The sequence below is a fragment of the Kitasatospora sp. NRRL B-11411 genome (assembly GCF_000721345.1).
GTDB lineage: Bacteria > Actinomycetota > Actinomycetes > Streptomycetales > Streptomycetaceae > Kitasatospora > Kitasatospora cineracea.
Genome location: NZ_JOGH01000045.1, coordinates 1 through 18,141, shown reverse-complemented (window position 1 = coordinate 18,141; position 18,141 = coordinate 1). Strand labels below are relative to the sequence as shown.

The window sequence follows — 18,141 nt, the reverse complement described above, 5'->3', positions numbered from 1 at the left end:
GGGGAGGAAGGGTGAGCGGGGGAGGCGCGGCTCCCTGACGGGGGGTCAGGGAGCGGGCGGGGTCAGCGGATGAGGTGGGGGAGGAAGCGGGCGCCCTGGTGGGTGATGGGGCTGTCGTCGGTCTCGCGGATGCCGAGGCCGGCGGATTCGCCGTCGACGACCCAGGTGCCGAGGACGGGGCGGTTGCCGTCGAAGTCGGGGAGCGGGTGGTACTGCTGGTAGCAGTAGCCTTCGGCGCCGTAGCGGTCGGGGTCGCCGGCCCAGTCGGCGAGCCGGGTCTGGCTGCCGTCGGGTTCGACGATGCGGATGCCGGCGCCCTCCCGGCCGAGCAGCGGCTTGGCGGCGTAGCCGGGGCCGTCGGGGTCGGCGAGTTCGCGCGGGCCGTCGAGGTAGGCGGGCAGCAGGTTGGGGTGGCCGGGGTTGAGCTCCCACAGCACGGCCAGCAGGGCCTTGTTGGAGAGCAGCATCTTCCAGGCGGGCTCGATCCACAGGGTGGAGCCGGTGCCGCCGCCGAGGTCGATGACGTTCAGCAGGTGGTCGGCGAACTCGTCGTCGACGAGCCATTCCCAGGGGTAGAGCTTGAACGCGGAGCGGATGAAGCGGTGCTCCAGGTCGACGAAGCGGCCGGACATCTCGTCCCAGCCGATGTCCTCCATGGCGATGCCGACGGTCTGCAGACCGGCCTGTTCGGCGCATTCCTGCAGGTAGAGGGTGGTGAGCCAGTCCTCGCCCTCGGTGTCGCCGCGGGAGTGGGCGAAGTGGACGGGGCCGGGCGGCAGCAGGTGCTTCTGGTCGGACCAGGACTCGACCAGCCGCTCGTGCAGGGAGTTCCACTGGTCGGCCCCGGGGAAGCGGTCCTCCAGCCAGAACCACTGCGGTCCGGCGGCCTCGATCAGCGAGGTCGGGGTGTCGGCGTTGTACTCGAAGAGCTTGGCCGGTCCGGTGCCGTCGTAGGCGAGGTCGAAGCGGCCGTACACGCTGGGCTGTTCGGCGCGGCGGCGCCAGGACTCGGCGACCACGGCGGCCAGTCGCGGGTCGGTGATGCCGAAGTCGGCGAAGCGGCCGGTGCGCACCACGTGCTCGGCGGCGGCGAGGGAGAGTTCGTGGAGTTCCTCGACGACCTCCTCCAGCGCCTCGACCTCGGGCAGCGAGAACTCGTAGTAGGCGCTCTCGTCCCAGTAGGCGTGCGGGCCGCCCTGGTTGCACGGGTCGGAGCACATCGCGTACACGAGGCCCTGGGACTCGACAGTGGCCAGCCAGTCGGGGCGCGGGGCGATGGTGTGGCGGCGCAACCGGATCAGCCCCCGCCCGAGCCGCTGCTGCTGCCCTTGGGGCAGCCGAAGCCGCCGCGCTTGGCGGCCGCCTTGCTGAAGGTGCCGCCGCTCGCGGTGGTGCTGCCGGAGCCGCAGTAGTACCACTGGCCCGCGCCCGAGCCGCCCGCCGAGCAGGAGTGCGCGTCGAGGACCTTGAGGGTGCCCGGGTCGACGCAGCGGCTGGGGGTCTTGGTGGACGAGGAGCAGCCCGCCAGGGTCAGGGCCAGGGTGCCGACCATGCCCAGGGCGACGAAGCCGGAACGGCGGCGGGCACCGGGGGCCGGCCGGTCGGGCCCGGTGGTGGAGGAAGGCGGCGGCGAGGTCATGGCGGATCATCGTACGCGTGCTGCCGGATGGTAGGCGAGGGACCCCGGAAAACTGACGGGACACCAGAGGCGTGGGGTATTCGTGGGATATCTTTTGCCGATCCTTGACCACGAGGCGGCCCGGGCGGCCGCTCGACCTCCGGGGAGCCCCCGCAGATGAACGACATACTCCACGGCCTCGGCGCGGCCGCCGTCTACGGCCTGGTGGGCCTGGTCCTGCTCCTGCTCGGCTACCTGCTGATCGACGTGCTCACCCCCGGCAAGCTGGGCCGGCTGATCTGGGCCGACGGCAACCGCAACGCGGCCGTGCTGCTCAGCTCCGCGCTGCTCGGCGTCGGCGGCATCGTGTACACCGCGATCCGGTACACCTACGACGACTTCGGCAAGGGCCTGCTGTCCACGCTCTGCTTCGGCGTCCTGGGCCTGCTGCTGATGGCGCTCGCGTTCTGGCTGCTGGACCTGCTCACCCCCGGGCGGCTCGGCGCGATCCTGGTCTCCACCGAGCCGCACCCGGCGGTGTGGGTGTCGGCCAGCTGCAACCTGGCCGCCGCCGCGATCGTGGCCGCCTCGATCGCCTGAGCATCCGCAGGGGCCGGGTCAGCGGCGGGCGGCCGGCAGCAGTTCGGCGAACAGCGGCGCGACCTGCCCGGCCTCCAGCAGGAACCCGTCGTGGCCGTGCGGCGAGGAGAGCGTCCGCAGCGCGTCGGCGTCCGGCAGCAGCGCGGCCAGTTCGGCCTGCTGGGCGGGCGGGTACAGGCGGTCGGAGTCGACCGCGGCGACCAGCGCCGGAACGGCGGCCCGGCGCAGCGCCGCCGCCGTCCCGCCCCGGCCGCGGCCGAGGTCGTGCGCGTTCATGGCCTCATTGAGGACCACGTAGCTGCCCGCGTCGAAGCGGTGGGCGAGCTTCGCGGCGTGGTGGTCGAGGTACGACTCGACCGCGAACCGCCCGCCCCGCCAGGGGTGTTCGCCCGACTGCGCGGCCCGGCCGAAGCGGGCCGCGAGCTCGGGCTCGCTGCGGTAGGTGATCTGGGCCAGTCGGCGGGCCAGGCCCAGGCCCCGGTGCGGGCCGCCGCCCGGCGGCAGGTGGTGGTAGTCGCCGCCGTGCCACCCCGGGTCCGTGCGGATCGCGTGCAACTGCGCCGAGGCGTGCGCGATCTGCTCGGCGGAGGCCGCCGCCGCGGTGGCCAGCACCAGCAGCGCCCCGACCCGCCGCGGGTGCGCCACCGCCCACTCCAGCGCGCGCATCCCGCCCATCGACCCGCCGACCACCAGCGCCCAGCGGTCGATGCCGAGCGCGTCCGCGAGCCGCACCTCGGCGGCGACCTGGTCGCGCTGGGTCAGGAACGGGAACCGGCTGCCCCAGGGCCGGCCGTCCGGCGCGGTCGAGGACGGGCCGGTGGAGCCCTGGCAGCCGCCGAGCACGTTCGGCGCGACCACGAACCAGCGGTCGGTGTCCAACGCCCGCCCCGGCCCGACCAGTTCCGTCCACCAGCCGGCCGTCGGGTGCCCGGGGGCGGCCGGCCCGGTGAGGTGGCTGTCCCCGGTCAGGGCGTGCAGCACCAGCACCGCGTTGGAGCCGTCCGAGCGCGGGGAGCCCCAGGTCTGGTACGCCAGCCGGGCCCCCGGCAGGGCGCCGCCCGCCTCCAGGGCGAGCGGCCCGGGCAGCGCGAACCAGCGCCGCCCCCCGGCCGGGTCGCCGTCCCGCCACGCCCCGGAGGACGGCGGCGGGACGGCGGGCAGCGGCGGGCCGTTCAGGACGCGCCCTTCGCCGAGCGGAAACCGGCCTCCAGGTCGGCCCGCAGGTCCGTGACGCTCTCCAGCCCGACCGACAGGCGCACCAGGCCCGGCGCCGCCCCGGTGGCCGTCAACTGCTCGGCGTCCAACTGGCTGTGCGTGGTGGAGGCCGGGTGGATCACTAGGCTACGCACGTCCCCGATGTTGGCGAGGTGGCTGAACAGCTCCAGCCCGTCCACGAACCGCCGCCCCGCCTCGATGCCGTCGCGCAGCTCGAAGGAGAGCACCGCGCCCGCGCCGCGCGGCAGGTAGCGCTGCGCCGCCCCGTACCAGCGGCTGGAGGGCAGCCCCGGGTAGTGGACGGCCGCGACCTCGTCGCGCTGCTCCAGCCAGCGGGCCAGCTCCAGGGCGTTCGCGGTGTGCCGCTCCAGCCGCAGCGACAGCGTCTCCACGCCCTGCAGCAGCAGGAACGCCGAGTGCGGGGAGAGCGCGGGGCCGAGGTCGCGCAGCAGTTGGACCCGGAGCTTGGCGGCGAACGCGCCCGGGCCGAGGGCGTCCCAGAAGCGCAGGCCGTGGTAGCTCGGGTCGGGCTCGTTGAAGCCGGGGAAGCGCTCGGGGTCGGCGCCGAAGTCGAAGCTGCCGCCGTCCACGACCACGCCGCCGATGGTGGTGCCGTGCCCGCCGAGGAACTTGGTCGCCGAGTGCACCACGACGTCCGCGCCGTGCTCCAGCGGCCGCAGCAGGTACGGGGTCGGCACGGTGTTGTCGACGATCAGCGGCACTCCGGCGGCGTGCGCGACGTCCGCGACCCCGCGCACGTCCAGCACGTTGCCGCGCGGGTTGCCCAGCGACTCCGCGAACAGCGCCTTGGTGTTCGGGCGGATCGCCGCCCGCCACGCCTCCAGGTCGTCCGGGTCCTCGACGAAGCTCACCTCGACGCCGAACCGGGGCAGGGTGTGCCGCAGCAGGTTGTACGTGCCGCCGTACAGCGAGGCCGAGGACACCAGGTGGTCGCCGGCCTGGGCCAGCGTCAGCAGCGCCAGCGTCTCGGCGGCCTGCCCGGAGGCCAGCGCGACCGCCGCCACGCCGCCCTCCAGCGAGGCCAGGCGCTGCTCCAGCACGTCGGTGGTCGGGTTGTGGATGCGGGTGTAGATGTTGCCCGGCTCGGCGAGCGCGAACAGGTCCGCGGCGTGCGCGGTGTCCCGGAAGGCGAACGAGGTGGTCTGGTAGATCGGCACCGCCCGCGCCCCGGTCGCCGGGTCGGGCTGCGCGCCCGCGTGGATCTGCCGGGTCTCGAACGACCAGCCGGGAACGGCCTCGGGGCTCTGCTCGGACATGCTGCTCCTGTACGGATCACGGGCGCGACGCGGGCACGGCGGAGCCGTCGCTCGGACGCGGGAGGGCGGGGAGGAGGGCACCGCCGGCGGGTCTGCGCGGCCGGGGTGCCTGCCGTGCCGGCGGCGCGGCGGCGCTGCCGGACGGTCACGGCGTCAGGTAAGCACAGGCCGCGAACGCCCCGCCAGCGGATCGCGGAAGCGGAAACGGGACGACACGGGGCGCAATGTCCCGGAGACCTGACGGGACATCATCTGATCATCCGATAAAGGGATTTGAGGGGAATCGGCAGCTCGGGCGCGGGTCGGGCGGCGGGGGCGCTCAGGCCGGGGCGGTGTCCGGGATGCCGAGCAGGGCCAGGAACGCCGCCGTCGCCGGGGTGGGACCGGTGCGCGGCCAGACCACCGTCTCGATCCGGACCGGCGCGTCCGTGACCTCGACGACCGCGATGCCGGTCAGCCGCGGGACGTACGCGGCGGGCAGCATCGCCACCGCCAGGCCCGGCCCGACCAGGCGCGGGATGTAGGACGCCTCGTCGACCTCGAAGGCCACGTCGCGCACCAGCCCCGCGGCGGCGAACGCCAGATCGGTCTGGGCCCGCCCCGCGGTGCCCGACGGGAGGTCGACGAAGGGCTCGGCGGCCAGCTCGCGCAGCGGCACCCGCCCCCGGGAGGCCAGCGGGTGGTCCGGCGCGACGGCGGCGACCAGCCGGCCGCGGGCGAGCTCGCGGGCCGTGACCCCCTCGGGCCGGAAGGTGGTCGGCAGCCCGAGGAAGGCGACGTCCAGCTCGCCCTCGCGGACCTGTTCGACCAGGTTCTTGCTGGCGCCCACCCGCAGGCCGATCCGCACCTGCGGGTGCCGGCCGCGGAACTCGCGCAGGCCCACCGGGATGTCCACCGCGGTGACGGTCGAGATCAGGCCCACCGCCAGCCGCCCGCGCACCTCGCCGACCGCCGCCGCGACCTCGGCGGCGGCCCGCTCCGCCGCTTCCAGGCACTGCCGGGCGGCCGGCAGGAAGGCCTCCCCGGCGGCGGTCAGCCGGACCCGGCGGCTGGTGCGCTCGAACAGGCGGGCGCCCAGCTCCTGTTCGAGCCGGGCGATCTGGTGGCTGAGCGCCGACTGCACGACCAGGCAGCGCTCGGCGGCCCGGGTGAAGTTCAGCGTCTCGGCCACCGCGAGGACGTAGCGCACCTGCTGGAGTTCCATGCGATCCATCATGGATCGAGATCAATGGGCTGACAAACATGTGTTGGACTCATCGATCGGGCCGGGGCCAGACTGCTGCCCATGAGAGCGAACCCCGGCACCACCACCCCGACCATCGCCCCGAGCACCACCACCCCGACCACCGTTCCGGCCGCCGGGCCGTCCCGCGGCGGCCGCGCGCTCGGCACGCTGCCCCGCACCGCACTCACCGCGCTCGCCCCGATGGTGTGGGGCACCACCTACGTGGTCACCACCGAACTGCTGCCCCCCGGCCACCCGATGTTCGCCTCCCTGCTGCGCGCCCTGCCCGCCGGGCTGATCGCCCTGGCCGTCACCCGGACGCTGCCGCGCGGCAGTTGGTGGGGCAGGGCCGCCGTGCTCGGGGTGCTGAACATCGGACTGTTCCTGCCGCTGCTGTTCACCGCCGCCGAACGCCTCCCCGGCGGCGCCGCCGCCACCCTCGGCGCCGTCCAGCCGATGATCGTCGCCCTGCTCGCCGTCCTGGTGCTGCGCCAGCGGCTCTCCGGCCGGCGGCTGGGCTGGGGGCTGGTGGGCGTGGTCGGCGTCGGATTGGTGGTGATCGGCCCGAGCGCGGCGCTGGACGCCGTCGGCGTGGCCGCCGGGCTGGGCGGCGCCGCCACCATGGCCCTCGGCGTCACGCTCACCAAGCGCTGGGGCCGGCCCGAGGGCGTCAGCCCGCTCGCACTGACCGGCTGGCAGCTCACCGCCGGCGGCCTGTTCCTGCTGCCCGCCACCTTCCTGTTCGAGGGCGCGCCCCCGGCGGTCGACGGGCGGGCCGCGCTCGGCTACCTGTGGCTCGGCCTGGTCGGTGGGCTGCTCACGTACGCCCTCTGGTTCCAGGGCATCGGCAGCCTCCCGGTCACCAACGTCGCGGTGCTGGGCCTGCTGTCGCCGCTAGTCGCCGCGGTGCTGGGCGCGCTGCTGCTGGACCAGACGCTCGGGCCGGTGCAGCTGCTGGGCTTCGCGCTGGCGCTGGCGTCGATCGTGGCCGGACAGCTGCCCGAACGGCGGGCGGGCGGCCGGGGCCGAGCGGGCGGCCGGGGCTGATGCGGCGTGCGGTCGGGGGCCGGTGATGCCCCGTCAGTTGCGAACGGCCGCCCCGGAACCGGGGCGGCCGTGGTGCGTCGGTGGGTGCGGCGGGGCCGTCAGACCCGGCGGATGGTGCTGATGGTCAGGGCGTCGACCGCCATGGTGCGGACCGGGGCGCCGGGCTTCGGGGCGTGCACCACCGTGCCGTTGCCGATGTACATGGCGACGTGGTCCTGGGCGCCGTGCACGTTGTAGATCACCAGGTCGCCGGGCTGGGCGTTGTGCCAGTCGCGGCCCACGCTGCTGCCCACGCCCGCCTGTTCCTGGGAGGTGCGCGGCAGCGCGATGCCGGCCTTCGCGTACGCGTACACCATGAGCCCGGAGCAGTCGAAGCTGTTCGGCCCCTCGGCGCCCCAGACGTACGGCTTGCCCCGCTGGGCGAGCGCGGTGTCCACGGCGAGCTGGGCGGCGCCGCTGGAGGCCTTCGGCAGGGAGGAGAGGTCCACCCGGTCGGAGCCGCGCGAGGCGGTGCCGCCGTTGTCGGCGAGGATCGCCTCGCGGTCGGCGGCGCTGAGCTGGTTGAGCAGCCGCCGCGACTCGGCGAGCTTGGACTGCACCTCGTTCTTGGTGTCGTTCAGCGTCTTGGTCTCGCCGTCCAGTTCGGCCAGGACCGTCGAGGTCTCCTGCTTCTGCTGGTCCAGCCGGCGCTGCTGGTCCTTGAGCGCCTTGAGGACCTCGCTCTGGGTGCTGGCGGCCTGGTTGAAGGAGGACGCCTTGGAGAGGTACTGGTCCGGGTCGGTGGAGAGCATCAGCTGCATCGACGGGTCGACGCCGCCCTGCCGGTACTCGTCGCCCGCCACCTCCGCCAGTCCCGAGGCCAGTTCGGTCAGCTGCTCCTGGCTGCGGGCCACCTGGTCCTGCAGCTGGCCCGCCTGCTGGCGCAGCTGGTCGGCCCGCTCCTTGGCCCCGTTGTACTTCTCGGTGGCCTGCTCCATCTCCTCGGAGAGCTTGTCGACCTGGGCCTTCACCTCGTCCTTGGACGGCTGCGCGGGCGCCGCGTGCGCACCGACCTGGGCCGACAGGGCGACCACGGTCGCGGCGGCGCCGGTGAGCACGGTCACCCGGGCTCGGCTCGGCTGCTTGGGGCGGCGGTGGGAGGCCATCCGAGGTTCCTTCTTCCGGTTCTTCCGGTCGGACTCATTCATTCGAGTGATCGTCCGAAGATAGGTTCGACGCCAGACCGTAATCAAAAGCGGGCCCCGCGTCCACTCCCCTCCGCTCCCGAACCCGGCAACGGGGAGGAGTGGCTGACTGTACGTCAGCCTGACAACGGGGCGGGGGAAGGGGGTCGGTGAGGTGTCACATGTGGCATGGCTGATGGGTTTGCAGCCTATTGGGTGGGTTTCGGACTGGATCGGGCAGGGCGGGCGAGCCCGGTGGGGTGGCGGGGTGGCGGGGTCGGGGAAGGGGCGGGGGCGGTGTGGCGCAGAATGGATCCGTGTTCGAACTGACTACGGAGGGGCAACTCCGTACCGCCACCGACGACGACAGCGTGCTGCTCTGGGCCGCCCAGGGCTTCGCGGACGGCGTCCGCGCTTGGGCCTCCGGCCTGGGCTCGGGCCGGGCCGTCGCCGTCGCCTCGCCCGCGCTCTCCGGGCGCGACCGGATCGCCGTCCGCGGGCCCGTCGCGGAACTGCTGCCGCTGCTGGACGCAGTGACGGCGCTGGTCGGCCCGAGCTACCGGCCGTTCGGCGACGCCGACCTGCTCGTAGAACTCTGCGCCCGCCGCGACGGCCTGGAGTCGCGCGGGCGGTTCGGGTGGATGCAGCGCGCCGCGACCGGTCTTCCACCGCTCGGCGGCGGGACGGGCGTCGCGCACTGGCTGGCCCCCGGCGAACTGGACGAGGCCGCGGAGCTGATCGACCGTCACTTCCCGGCCTCGCACGCCCACCCGCACCGGCCGGGCGTCCGGGCCTGGGCGGGCGTCCGCGACGCGGCGGGACGGCTCACGGCGCTCGCCGCCGACGCCTGGCCCGCCCCGGCGGTCGGCCTGCTCGCCGGTGTCGTCAGCGATCCCGTGCACGGGCGCGGACGCGGGCACGCGGCGGCCGCCTGCACCTTGGTGCTCGGCGGGATCCTCGGACGCTCGCCGCACGCGGCGCTGATGGTGGACGACTGGAACGTGTCGGCGATCGGGCTCTACCGGCGGCTCGGCTTCGAGCACCGGCCCCTGGGTGCGGCGGCGCAGCGCGGGGCCGACGAGGCGGCGACGGGGTGCTGAGGGGCCGGGCGGTGGCGGGAGGGTCGGCGGGAGGGCCGGAGGGGGAGCGGCGGCGGGTGGCGCTCGGCGGTCCGGGCGTGGTGGCGGAGAGTGTCGCCTCGGGTCGCTAGCGTGTTCGCATGACCGATGTCGAGCACGACCTGCGCCGTCTGCTGCCCAGCGGGGAACCGAGCGCCGTGGCCGGACTGCTGCCAGCCGGAAGGCTGGTCGGCCCCCGCCGCCACGGGGAGGAGATGACTCCCGTGCTCTGGCTGAGCGACGGGCCCGCCCCGCTCGGGCTGTGGGAGGAACTGCACCGCGGGCATCCGCGCAGCGGGCTGTGGCCGCTGCTGCTCGCGCCGCTCCGGGCGGGGGACGAGGAGTTCCGGCCCTGGGCGACGGGCGAACTCGACACCGACTCGGCCAGCGAACCCGACTGGTACGACCCGGCCGCGCTGCTGCGCACCGGCTGGGAGTACTCCACGACCGTGGACTCCGAGGGGGACCCGCTCGACCCGGAGGAGGCCGCCGAACTCGGCCGGTCCGTCGCCCCGTTCCTCACCGGCTGGCCGGGCACCGCGCCCGCCGCCGCGTACGCGGGCGACCCCGACGGAGCGGCCCGGGCACTCGCCCGGGAACTGCTCGCGGGCAACCCGAAGCTGCGGATCGGCCTGGTCGCGGCAGGGAGCGGGGCCGAGGCGCTGACCGCCTGCGGCTGGTCGGGCCCGGTCAACCACGAGGACGACATCGCCAAGGTGTCCGCCGTCCTGCTGGACTGGGAGCGCCGCTACGGCACCCGGCTGGTCCAGGTCGGCTTCGCGGAGCTGGAGTTGAGCGTGGCCGCCCCGCCCCGCGACGAGGAGACCGCGCTCCGGGTCGCCGCCGAGCACCTCGCGTTCTGCCCCGACAACATCTTCCAGGGCGCGGGCACGCTCACCGCGTACGCGCCCGGACTGATCGGGGCCGAGCAGTGGTCCTTCTGGTGGGACTGACGGGCGTCCGGTGAGGAGGTGCTCCCGGTTTCTCCTCGAACTCTCCCCGGGGAACGTCAATTCTGGTTGATCGCGCTCCACTCGCGCGAGCGAAGAATCGCACGAAGATTCGCCCCGGGGGGTGGTTTGGCTTCCGCAGTGCCGAGTTCCCGTCTTTGAGGCTTTTAGGGTTGCCGACGAGACAGGGACGGAGTGGTACGGACCGGGCCGAAGTGCCCAGGGGGGAGCAGACCGTGACGGAAACGACCGGAACGAACAGCGGCACGGCGAGCGCGGCCACGAGGGGCACCGCGTGGCTGCCCGGGCGGCGACACCCAGGAGCGGGACGGCGGGGAAGGGGAATGGGAGGACGGGGAACGGGAGGGCGGGGAGCGGAATGGCCGGGAAGCGACTCGATGCTCCGCCGCACCCTGGGCGAGCAGCGGATCGCGCTGGTCGCCTGGCGGCTGCTGGTCCTGCAGAACGCGCACCCGGCGGTCGCCGCCGGGGTCAGCCAACTGTCCACCTACCGCAGCCACCCGTGGCGGCGGATCGAACACACCATGGACAGCGGACGCCGCCTGTTCTTCTCCGACCGGGACGCCCTGCACCGGGAGATCCAACGACTCGAACGGAGCCACCGCCGAATCGCCGGGGTCGACGGCCGGGGCCGCCCCTACACCGCGCTCGACCCCGCCGTCCGGGTCTGGGTGCTGGTGACGCTCTACGAGGCGATGACCGCACTCCAGGCGCTCGCCGGACGCCCGCTGCGCCCCGCCCAACTGGACCGGCTCTACCGGGAGTTCCGCACGGTCTGCGCCGCGTTCGAACTCCCCGACGAACTGTTCCCGCCCACCGCCGCCGACGTGCCCGGGTACATCCGCACCACCATCCGGGACACCCTCGAGTTCACCGAAGCGGCCCAGGACATGCTGTACACCGTCCTGACCCGCGCACCGGCCCCGCGCCGCCTCGGCCGACTGCGCCCCGCCTGGCCGCTGCTGCGCCGACTCGTCGCCCGCTTCCTGACCGCGCTCACCCTGGCGGACCTGCCACCCGAGTTCCGCACCAAGTTCGGCCTGCGGCGCAGTCGGGGCGCGGCCGCGCTCTCCTGGATCGTCCACCACGGCGCCCGGGCGGTGGCGGTGCAACTGCCGGACCGGCTGCGCTACCGGACCCTGCCGGACGGCAGCCGGGCCCGACCACGGCAGGCCGACGCACCGCGCCCGGTGCGGACACCGCGCCGGGACAACCGGCCGGCGCGGATGGCCGCGTTCTACCGCCAGGTGATGGACCAGACCGGGGACGGGCAACTGACCTCGGCCGACTTCGAGGCGATGGCGCACAACATCTGCTGGCCGCTGGAACTCGACCAGGCCGGTGAGTCCGCCGTGTACGCCGCCTTCGACACCTGGTGGCACCACCTGCTGGCCACCATGGACGGTGACGGCGACGGCGAGATCTCCTGCGAGGAGTTCGTCACCACGATGCTCGCCGGCACCGAACGGGACCCGGACTACCTGGCCCGGGGCCTGCACGTCGCCGTCCGCGCCATGTTCCACGCCGCCGACCTCGACCACAGCGGCCTGCTGGACGCCGAGGAGTACCGCACCCTGTTCGGCGGCTCCCGGGTCCATCCCGCCGAACTGACCCACGGCTTCCGACAACTGGACACCGACGGGGACGGCCAGATCACCGAGGAGGAGTTCGTGAGGGGATTCACCGAGTTCTTCACCGCCCGAACGGAGAGCGTCGCCGGCACTCAACTGCTGGGCCGACCATGACGGACCGGACACCTGTCTCTGCCTTGCCTTGGCTCGCCTCGCCTCGCCTCGCCTTGATGCCGGGCCTGGCGCCGACTGAGGGCGGGTCCTGAGACCGCGGGGGCGGGCAGTTCCTTGACAACTGAACAGTGCACGCGGGGTGGACGGAGTGGAGAGGAGAGGCCGGAGGGGATGTGGGAGGCAGGTGGGAGGCTGGGCGGAGACGCGGACGGAACGAGGAGGTGAGGGGTGGAATTGCGCGCGGAACTGCTTCCCCCCGTGGTGACGGTCCGGCAACGGGAGGAGGTGGAACGGGAGGTCGAGCGGATCGAGGAACTGCTGCGGACCCGGAACCCCACAGCCAGGGCCGCGATCGAGGCGCTCAACGACCGGACCGGACACGACTGCGGACCGTACGACTTCCTCGCGTACGCAGGCAGTCGCAGTCGGGCGGACTTCGCCCTGGAACTCGCCCGTCCGGCCCGGCCGCGGGTGGACGGGATCACGCGGGAGGAACTGGCCGAACTCGTCCGGCGGGCGTTCGAGTCGGGGCCGGACAGCGAGTGGTACCTGCTGGTACTGGATGCCAATGTGGCGCATCCCCGGGTCGGTGACGTGCTGTTCCACGGGCGCGGCGATGCGGCACCGGAGCGGTTGGCGGCGCAACTGCTGGCCTACCGGCCGATCGTGCTCTGAGGTCGGCGGGACCCGGCGGAGGGGCTACCTGCTCGGGGTACGGGGTGTGCTGAGGGCCGCCTGCCCCGGGAGGGGAGGCGGCCCGTGCAGGGGGAAGGAGGGTGGGGGTCAGCGGGTGGCGGTGGGGCGGGAGCGGAGCAGTGCACGGCCCGGGAGGGCGGTGGCGGCGAGGCAGAGGAGGGCTGCTCCGGCGGCGAGTGGGAGGGCCGTGCCCAGGGGGATGTGCGGAGTGGCGGAGGTGAGGGCGCGGGTGATCGGGGTGAGTGTCGTCCAGGCGATGGCGGCGCCGGTGGCCAGACCGATCACGGCGATCAGCAGGGCCTCCCAGCGGAGCATCGCGCGGACCTGGCGGCGGGTGGTGCCGGCCAGCCGCAGCAGGGCGATCTCGCGGCGGCGGTCCAGCACCGTCATCACCAGGGTGTTGGCGGCGGTCAGCGCCGCGAAGCCCGCCAGCACGGCCGCCATCACGTTGTTCGCCCAGCCGCTCAGCTCGCGCTGGCGGTCGGCCTGCGCCGCGTAGCCCTGGCGGTCCGTCACCGACAGCTGGCCGGGGGCGAGTTCGGCGAGGGCCCGGGCCGTGGCCGCCCGGTCCGCGCCGGGGGCCTCCGCGACCAGCAGTTGGGCCGGGTACGCGGAACTGCTGTGCGCGGCGACGGTGGCGCCCGGGAGCAGTGCCTCGCCCAGGCCCAGACCACGGCTGTAGGTGGCGACCACCGTCGGCTCGGTCTTGGTGCCGTCGCCGAGCCAGAGCGGAGCCCGCTGGCCGACCCGGACGCCGAGGCTGTCGGCGAGCGTGGCGTCCAGCGCGACCGTGTCCGGGGAACGGGACAGGTCGGCCAGCGAACCGGAGCTGACGCCCAGGTCCAGCACCGCCGGGAGGGCCGCCGGATCGCCGTCCACACCCAGCGCGGTGGCGGTGGCCAGCATGTCGGACTGCTGGTACACCAGCCCGGTCGGCCGCAGCCCGACCGCCGCCGACACACCGGGAACCTGCCCGGCCCGCTCCACCGTGCCCGCGGGCAGGCCCGGCCGTCCGGCCTGCGCCGTCACCACCTGATCAGCCGTCAGGCCCTGGCGGACGTGTTCGGCCGCAGTGTGCTGCAGACTCGACTGGAGGAACACCAGCGTCCCGCAGAACGCCGTCACCATCACGATCGGCACGGTCGCCGAGGCCAGCCGGCGGGAGGAGGCCCGGGCGTTGTCCGCCGCCAGCGAGGCCGGCGCGCCGCCCGCCCGCAGCAGCACCCCGAGCAGGCCCACCGCGCCCCGCACCAGCCACGGGCCGAGCAGCGCCACCGCGACCAGGAAGCACAGCACCACGCCCAGCGCGGTGTTCGCCGCGGTCGCTCCCGTCAGGTTGGCCGCGACGACGGCGAACGCCACCGCGCCGGCCGTGAACACCGCGCCCGTCACCGTCCGGGCCCGGCCGGGACGGCCCGGACCGGTGTTCGCCTCGCCGAGCGCCTGGGCGGGCCGCATCCGGGCGCTGCGCCGGGCCGCGAACCAACCGGCCGCCAGCGCCGTCACCGTGCACGCCACGACGGCGGCCAGCACCGGCAGCGGGCCGACCCCGAGCTTCACGTCCGACGGCACCGCGCCGCGTGCCACCAGTTCGCCGAACCACCAGCGGGCCAGCGCCAGCCCGGGCAGCACACCGATCGCGGCGGCCAACGGTGCCACCAGCACCGCCTCCGCGGCGATCGACCGGCGGATCTGCCGGGGCGTCGCCCCGATGGTGCGCAGCAGCGCGAACTCGCGGGCCCGCTGGCCGGTCGCCAGCGCGACCGTGCTGACCACCACGAACACCGCCGTCATGGTGGCCACTCCGCCGAAGGACGCGCCGAGCGCCGTCAGCATCGCCTTGGCCTCGTGTAGGACCGGCTGCTCGACCGTGCCGCGCTGCTGGCCGGTCGACACCTGCGCCTGCCCGTCCAGTGCGTGGCGCAACTCGTCCGCCAGGACCCGCGAGTCGGTACCGGCGGCGGGCCGTACCGCGACCGCGTCGATCCGGCCCGGGTGCCCGGAGATCCGGTCCGCGGTGCGGTCGGAGAACCAGGCGGTGGGCGAGCCGGGCTGGGCCTCGGCCAGGCCGGAGATCCGGTAGGAGGCGCTGCCGGTGGGGGTGGTGAGCGTGAGGGTGCCACCGGGGGAGAGGTGGGCGGCCCGGGCGCTGGCGCTGTCCAGCACCAGTTCGCCGTCGGCGGGCGCGCGGCCCTCGGTCAGCCGTTCGCCCGGACCGATGCCCAGCGCGCTCCAGCCTCGGCCGGTGAGCCCGGGTCCATTGATGGAAGAGGAAGAGGCAGAGGAGGGAGGGGTGGCGGGGGCGGTGGTGGCCGAGACGGGGAAGGAGGAATCCGGCAGGGCCTGGGCGACGCCCGGCAGGGCAGCCACGGTGGCGGTCAATCCCGCGTCCAGGCGGGCCCGTTCGGGCAGTGGCTGGGTGATGGTCTCACGGTCCTCGCCGCGTTTGACGGTCAGCTCCACCTGCTGGTCGGCCGCGACCACGACCGGTACGTCGGCGTACCGGGAGGGCTGCACGCTCGCGGTCAGGCCGGTCTGGAGCAGGACGCCGCAGGCCGTCACGATGGCGGACGCGAACAGGAGGGCGAGGAACGTTCCCGCGAAGGACGCGGGACGGAAGCGCACGGCGGCGCGGGCCAGTCCGTTGCTCATGCGGTCGGCTCCGTGGGAAGAGGGCGGGGAGAAGGGGTGGCGATCTCGGGGCCGGGGCCGGGGCGGGTCATGCGGCGGACGCCGAGGGGGTGCCGGAGAGGGTGAGCATGCGGTCGGCGACGGTGCGCGGATCGGGGTGGTGGAGTTCACCGGAGAGGGTCCCGCCGGCCAGGAAGACCACGCGGTCGGCGAAGGAGGCGGCCACCGGGTCGTGCGTGACCATCACGACCGTCGCGCCCAGACCGTCCACCGCGTCCCGCAGGAGGCCGAGCACCTCGTGGGCGCTGCGGGTGTCGAGCGCGCCGGTCGGCTCGTCCGCGAAGATCACGTCGGGGCTGGTGACCAGCGCCCGGGCCAGCGCGACGCGCTGCTGCTGGCCGCCGGAGAGCTGTCCGGGACGGCGCGAGGCGTGCTCGCCCAAGCCGACCCGGGCCAGCAGTTCGTGGGCCCGGGCGCGGTCCTGCCGCCGGCCGGCCAGGCGCTGCGGCAGCAGCACGTTCTGCAGGACCGTCAGCGACGGCAGCAGGTTGAAGGACTGGAAGACGAAGCCGATCCGGGTGCGCCGCAGCTTGGTCAGCCGGTCCTCGCCCAGCGAGCTGATCTCCTGTCCCGCGAGCAGGACCTGGCCCGCGTCCGGCCGGTCGAGGCCCGCCGCGCACTGCAGGAAGGTGCTCTTGCCGGAGCCGGACGGCCCCATCACGGCCGTGAAGGTGCCCTTCGGGAGCACCAGGTCGACGCCGCCGAGGGCGTGCACCGCGCCGGCGCCGTGCCCGTAGCTGCGGCGCACCGCACGTAGCTCCACGGCGGGCGGAGCGGCGGTGGGCCGGGCGGACCCGGGGACGGCGGACGGGACGGGCCGGCCGGAGGTGAAACGGCGCAGGCGGGGCGACATGGTGGAGCCTTCCTCGGAGACGGCGCCCCCGGTGTACGCGCTCCGGAGGCACTGTCAACGCTAGGAAACTCCCAGGTCACCCACCATGAAGGCGACAGGAGACTTCGGGGTGGGGCTATCCCCACCCCCATCGGGCAGCCAGCCCCCGGAGGGGGTTTTGGTTCCCGGTGGGGCAGCCGATTTCAGGTTCCAGGTACAGCGGCCGGTCCTGTCGGAGGGCGGTCGGTCGTTGGGAAGGCGGGGGAAGGGACGGCTGGCGTGGGGTCAGACCGGTTTCGCAACCGGCTGGGGCAGTTGGTTGGTGGCGGCCAGTACCTCGCCGCCCGGTTGGGTGCCCAAGGGTCGGCGCAGTTCGGCGATCTCGGGGTCGGCTGCCGAGACGGTGAGGGTGTAGGGGGCGGGGCCGGTGATGCTCTGGCTGCTGTCGACCCGGGGGGAGAGGCCGGTGGCCACGGCGGTTGCGTCGATGCCGGGGCAGAGTGCCGCGGTCGGCAGCACCACGTGGGCGGTCGTGCCGCTGTCGGTGATCAGCCAGCCCCGGCCGTCGGGGGTGTGGGTGGCGCCGTTCACCGTGGTGGGCAGCCCGTAGGCAGCGGCCACCACCCCGTTCGGGCCCTCGATCTCGACCGCGATGCCCGCGCTGCCCAGGGGCGCGGAGATCGCCAGCGGGGTGTCCGAGCCGGAGCCGAGTTCCAGGTCGAACACGAACTCGCCGGGCCGGGTGGCGTCCAGCCGCTGGTAGCCGTAGGAGGTGAAGCGCAGCCAGGGGCCGGTGGACTTCTCGGTGGGGAGCGCGTCGGCGGCTGCCGGGAAGCGGTGGTAGCCGTGCTGCCCGCACTTGCTGCCGGCGAACGTCCCGCCGTCGGGGAGCGCCTGGTCGCCGGTGGGACGGGGGCTAGCCGCCCGGGCGCCCGAGGAGGCGAGTTGCGGGGTGTGCGCCCGGTTGGGGCCGAACAGCAGCCCGCCGACCACCAGCAGGACGATCAGCGCGCCGAGCACGGCCGTCCACCGTTCGCCCCGGCTCAGCGTGCGGAACCGGTGGCCGAACCGGTCCGGCCGTCCGGGCCGCCCGGACCGGGTGCGGCGGGCACGACGGGTGCGGGCCGGGCCGTCGGCGGACCAGCGGCGGCCGCCCGGGTCGACCGGGGGTTCGCGGCGCCAGCGCTCGGTGAGCATCCTGGTCCGGGCGGACGGCTCGCTCACGGTGGCGGAGCGGATGAACTCCTCGTCCAGGACCAGACCTTCGAACGGGTCCGGGGGTTCCACGGCATCGGGCGGGCGGCGGTCGGGCATTGCGCCAGTATGCCCGCCGGGGGTGTCGCCGCGGGACTATGTTCTGGATCACGGACGCGGCAGATCCGGGAAGGCCCTGGTGCAGTTCGCCGTCCGGGGAGGACGACCGCTGTGCCGCAGATCCTGATCGACCACTCGCCGGGCCTGGACTTCGACGTCACGGGCTTCGCCAAGGAGGTCCACCAGTTGATTCCCCAGATCGTCAACACCCGGGTGGAGGACTGCAAGACGCTGGTGCGCCCGGCCGCGCAGCACCTGGTCGGTGACGGTGCCTCGACGGAGGCCGTGGTGCTGGTGGAGATCAAGATCCTGGCCGGTCGCAGCGTCGAGGTCCGCAGCACGCTCTCCGCCCGGGTGACGGAGTTGCTGCGCGCGTACGTCCGGGTGCCCGCCGCGTTCTGCGTGGAGGTCACCGAACTCGACCGGGAGACCTACGTGTTCGTGCAGCACTCCGGGCAGTGACGGTCGGGAGGTCCGGGAGGTCCGGGAGATAACGAGGGCGAAGGGAGACTGCGGTTGGTGTCTCCCGACCGGGGAGAATCGTTTCAGCTCGGTCGGGAGACGCGGGGAATCTGGGAGGGGGAGGGGGCGGTGCCCGCCGGGTGGTGCGAGGGTGGCGGCGGGGCCGG

16 protein-coding genes are annotated in these 18,141 nt (G+C 74.4%); 7 read left to right on the top strand and 9 right to left on the bottom strand.

Going from position 1 to position 18,141, the window contains the following annotated elements:
* Nucleotides 1-62: 62 nt before the first annotated feature.
* Nucleotides 63-1,292 (bottom strand): glutathionylspermidine synthase family protein, encoded by a 1,230-nt coding sequence (locus IH44_RS0120915; RefSeq protein ID WP_030461177.1) that lies wholly within the window; start codon nucleotides 1,290-1,292, stop codon nucleotides 63-65.
* A 5-nt stretch (nucleotides 1,293-1,297) separates the two neighbouring features.
* Complete coding sequence (locus tag IH44_RS0120910) at nucleotides 1,298-1,639, bottom strand: hypothetical protein (RefSeq protein WP_063759654.1); 342 nt, start codon at nucleotides 1,637-1,639, stop codon at nucleotides 1,298-1,300.
* A gap of 156 nt (nucleotides 1,640-1,795) precedes the next feature.
* On the opposite strand from IH44_RS0120910, the gene IH44_RS0120905 reads away from it, so the two are divergent.
* Nucleotides 1,796-2,218, top strand: a complete 423-nt coding sequence (locus IH44_RS0120905) for a DUF350 domain-containing protein (RefSeq protein ID WP_030461175.1) — start codon at nucleotides 1,796-1,798, stop codon at nucleotides 2,216-2,218.
* A gap of 18 nt (nucleotides 2,219-2,236) precedes the next feature.
* On the opposite strand, the gene IH44_RS0120900 is transcribed toward IH44_RS0120905, so the two are convergent.
* From IH44_RS0120900 to IH44_RS0120890, 3 genes are all read right to left on the bottom strand, one after another.
* Nucleotides 2,237-3,394: a homoserine O-acetyltransferase gene (locus IH44_RS0120900; RefSeq protein ID WP_030461174.1), complete on the bottom strand. Its 1,158-nt coding sequence runs from the start codon at nucleotides 3,392-3,394 to the stop codon at nucleotides 2,237-2,239.
* On the bottom strand, nucleotides 3,391-4,710 hold the full coding sequence (locus IH44_RS0120895; protein ID WP_030461173.1) for a bifunctional o-acetylhomoserine/o-acetylserine sulfhydrylase: 1,320 nt from the start codon (nucleotides 4,708-4,710) through the stop codon (nucleotides 3,391-3,393). The genes IH44_RS0120900 and IH44_RS0120895 overlap by 4 nt, the downstream gene beginning before the upstream one ends.
* Nucleotides 4,711-5,029: 319 nt before the next feature.
* Nucleotides 5,030-5,914, bottom strand: a complete 885-nt coding sequence (locus IH44_RS0120890; protein WP_030461172.1) for a LysR family transcriptional regulator — start codon at nucleotides 5,912-5,914, stop codon at nucleotides 5,030-5,032.
* 222 nt (nucleotides 5,915-6,136) lie between these two features.
* Between IH44_RS0120890 and IH44_RS0120885 the strand changes: the two genes are divergently transcribed.
* On the top strand, nucleotides 6,137-6,982 hold the full coding sequence (locus IH44_RS0120885) for an EamA family transporter (RefSeq protein ID WP_232795033.1): 846 nt from the start codon (nucleotides 6,137-6,139) through the stop codon (nucleotides 6,980-6,982).
* A 98-nt stretch (nucleotides 6,983-7,080) separates the two neighbouring features.
* Here the strand turns inward: IH44_RS0120885 and IH44_RS0120880 are convergent, their stop codons facing one another.
* Complete coding sequence (locus tag IH44_RS0120880; RefSeq protein ID WP_030461170.1) at nucleotides 7,081-8,127, bottom strand: C40 family peptidase; 1,047 nt, start codon at nucleotides 8,125-8,127, stop codon at nucleotides 7,081-7,083.
* Nucleotides 8,128-8,462: 335 nt separating this feature from the next.
* Here IH44_RS0120880 and IH44_RS0120875 point away from each other — a divergent pair, with 335 nt between their 5' ends.
* From IH44_RS0120875 to IH44_RS0120860, 4 genes are all read left to right on the top strand, one after another.
* Nucleotides 8,463-9,245, top strand: a complete 783-nt coding sequence (locus tag IH44_RS0120875; RefSeq protein ID WP_051817125.1) for a GNAT family N-acetyltransferase — start codon at nucleotides 8,463-8,465, stop codon at nucleotides 9,243-9,245.
* A gap of 119 nt (nucleotides 9,246-9,364) precedes the next feature.
* Complete coding sequence (locus IH44_RS0120870; RefSeq protein WP_081967013.1) at nucleotides 9,365-10,216, top strand: DUF4253 domain-containing protein; 852 nt, start codon at nucleotides 9,365-9,367, stop codon at nucleotides 10,214-10,216.
* 395 nt (nucleotides 10,217-10,611) lie between these two features.
* Entirely contained in the window at nucleotides 10,612-11,979 is a 1,368-nt protein-coding gene (locus IH44_RS49425) for an oxygenase MpaB family protein (RefSeq protein WP_030461167.1), read from the top strand.
* 228 nt (nucleotides 11,980-12,207) lie between these two features.
* On the top strand, nucleotides 12,208-12,654 hold the full coding sequence (locus tag IH44_RS0120860; RefSeq protein ID WP_030461166.1) for a hypothetical protein: 447 nt from the start codon (nucleotides 12,208-12,210) through the stop codon (nucleotides 12,652-12,654).
* A gap of 108 nt (nucleotides 12,655-12,762) precedes the next feature.
* Here IH44_RS0120860 and IH44_RS0120855 read toward each other — a convergent pair whose 3' ends face one another.
* The 3 genes from IH44_RS0120855 to IH44_RS49745 form a co-directional block, all read right to left on the bottom strand.
* A complete protein-coding gene (locus tag IH44_RS0120855) occupies nucleotides 12,763-15,327 on the bottom strand; it encodes an FtsX-like permease family protein (RefSeq protein ID WP_030461165.1) in 2,565 nt (854 codons plus the stop codon).
* Between the two features lie 67 nt (nucleotides 15,328-15,394).
* Nucleotides 15,395-16,219, bottom strand: a complete 825-nt coding sequence (locus IH44_RS0120850; protein WP_030461164.1) for an ABC transporter ATP-binding protein — start codon at nucleotides 16,217-16,219, stop codon at nucleotides 15,395-15,397.
* Nucleotides 16,220-16,483: 264 nt separating this feature from the next.
* Nucleotides 16,484-17,512, bottom strand: a complete 1,029-nt coding sequence (locus tag IH44_RS49745) for a hypothetical protein (RefSeq protein WP_063759653.1) — start codon at nucleotides 17,510-17,512, stop codon at nucleotides 16,484-16,486.
* Nucleotides 17,513-17,623: 111 nt separating this feature from the next.
* On the opposite strand from IH44_RS49745, the gene IH44_RS0120835 reads away from it, so the two are divergent.
* On the top strand, nucleotides 17,624-17,974 hold the full coding sequence (locus tag IH44_RS0120835) for a 5-carboxymethyl-2-hydroxymuconate Delta-isomerase (protein ID WP_030461163.1): 351 nt from the start codon (nucleotides 17,624-17,626) through the stop codon (nucleotides 17,972-17,974).
* Nucleotides 17,975-18,141 lie beyond the last annotated feature (167 nt).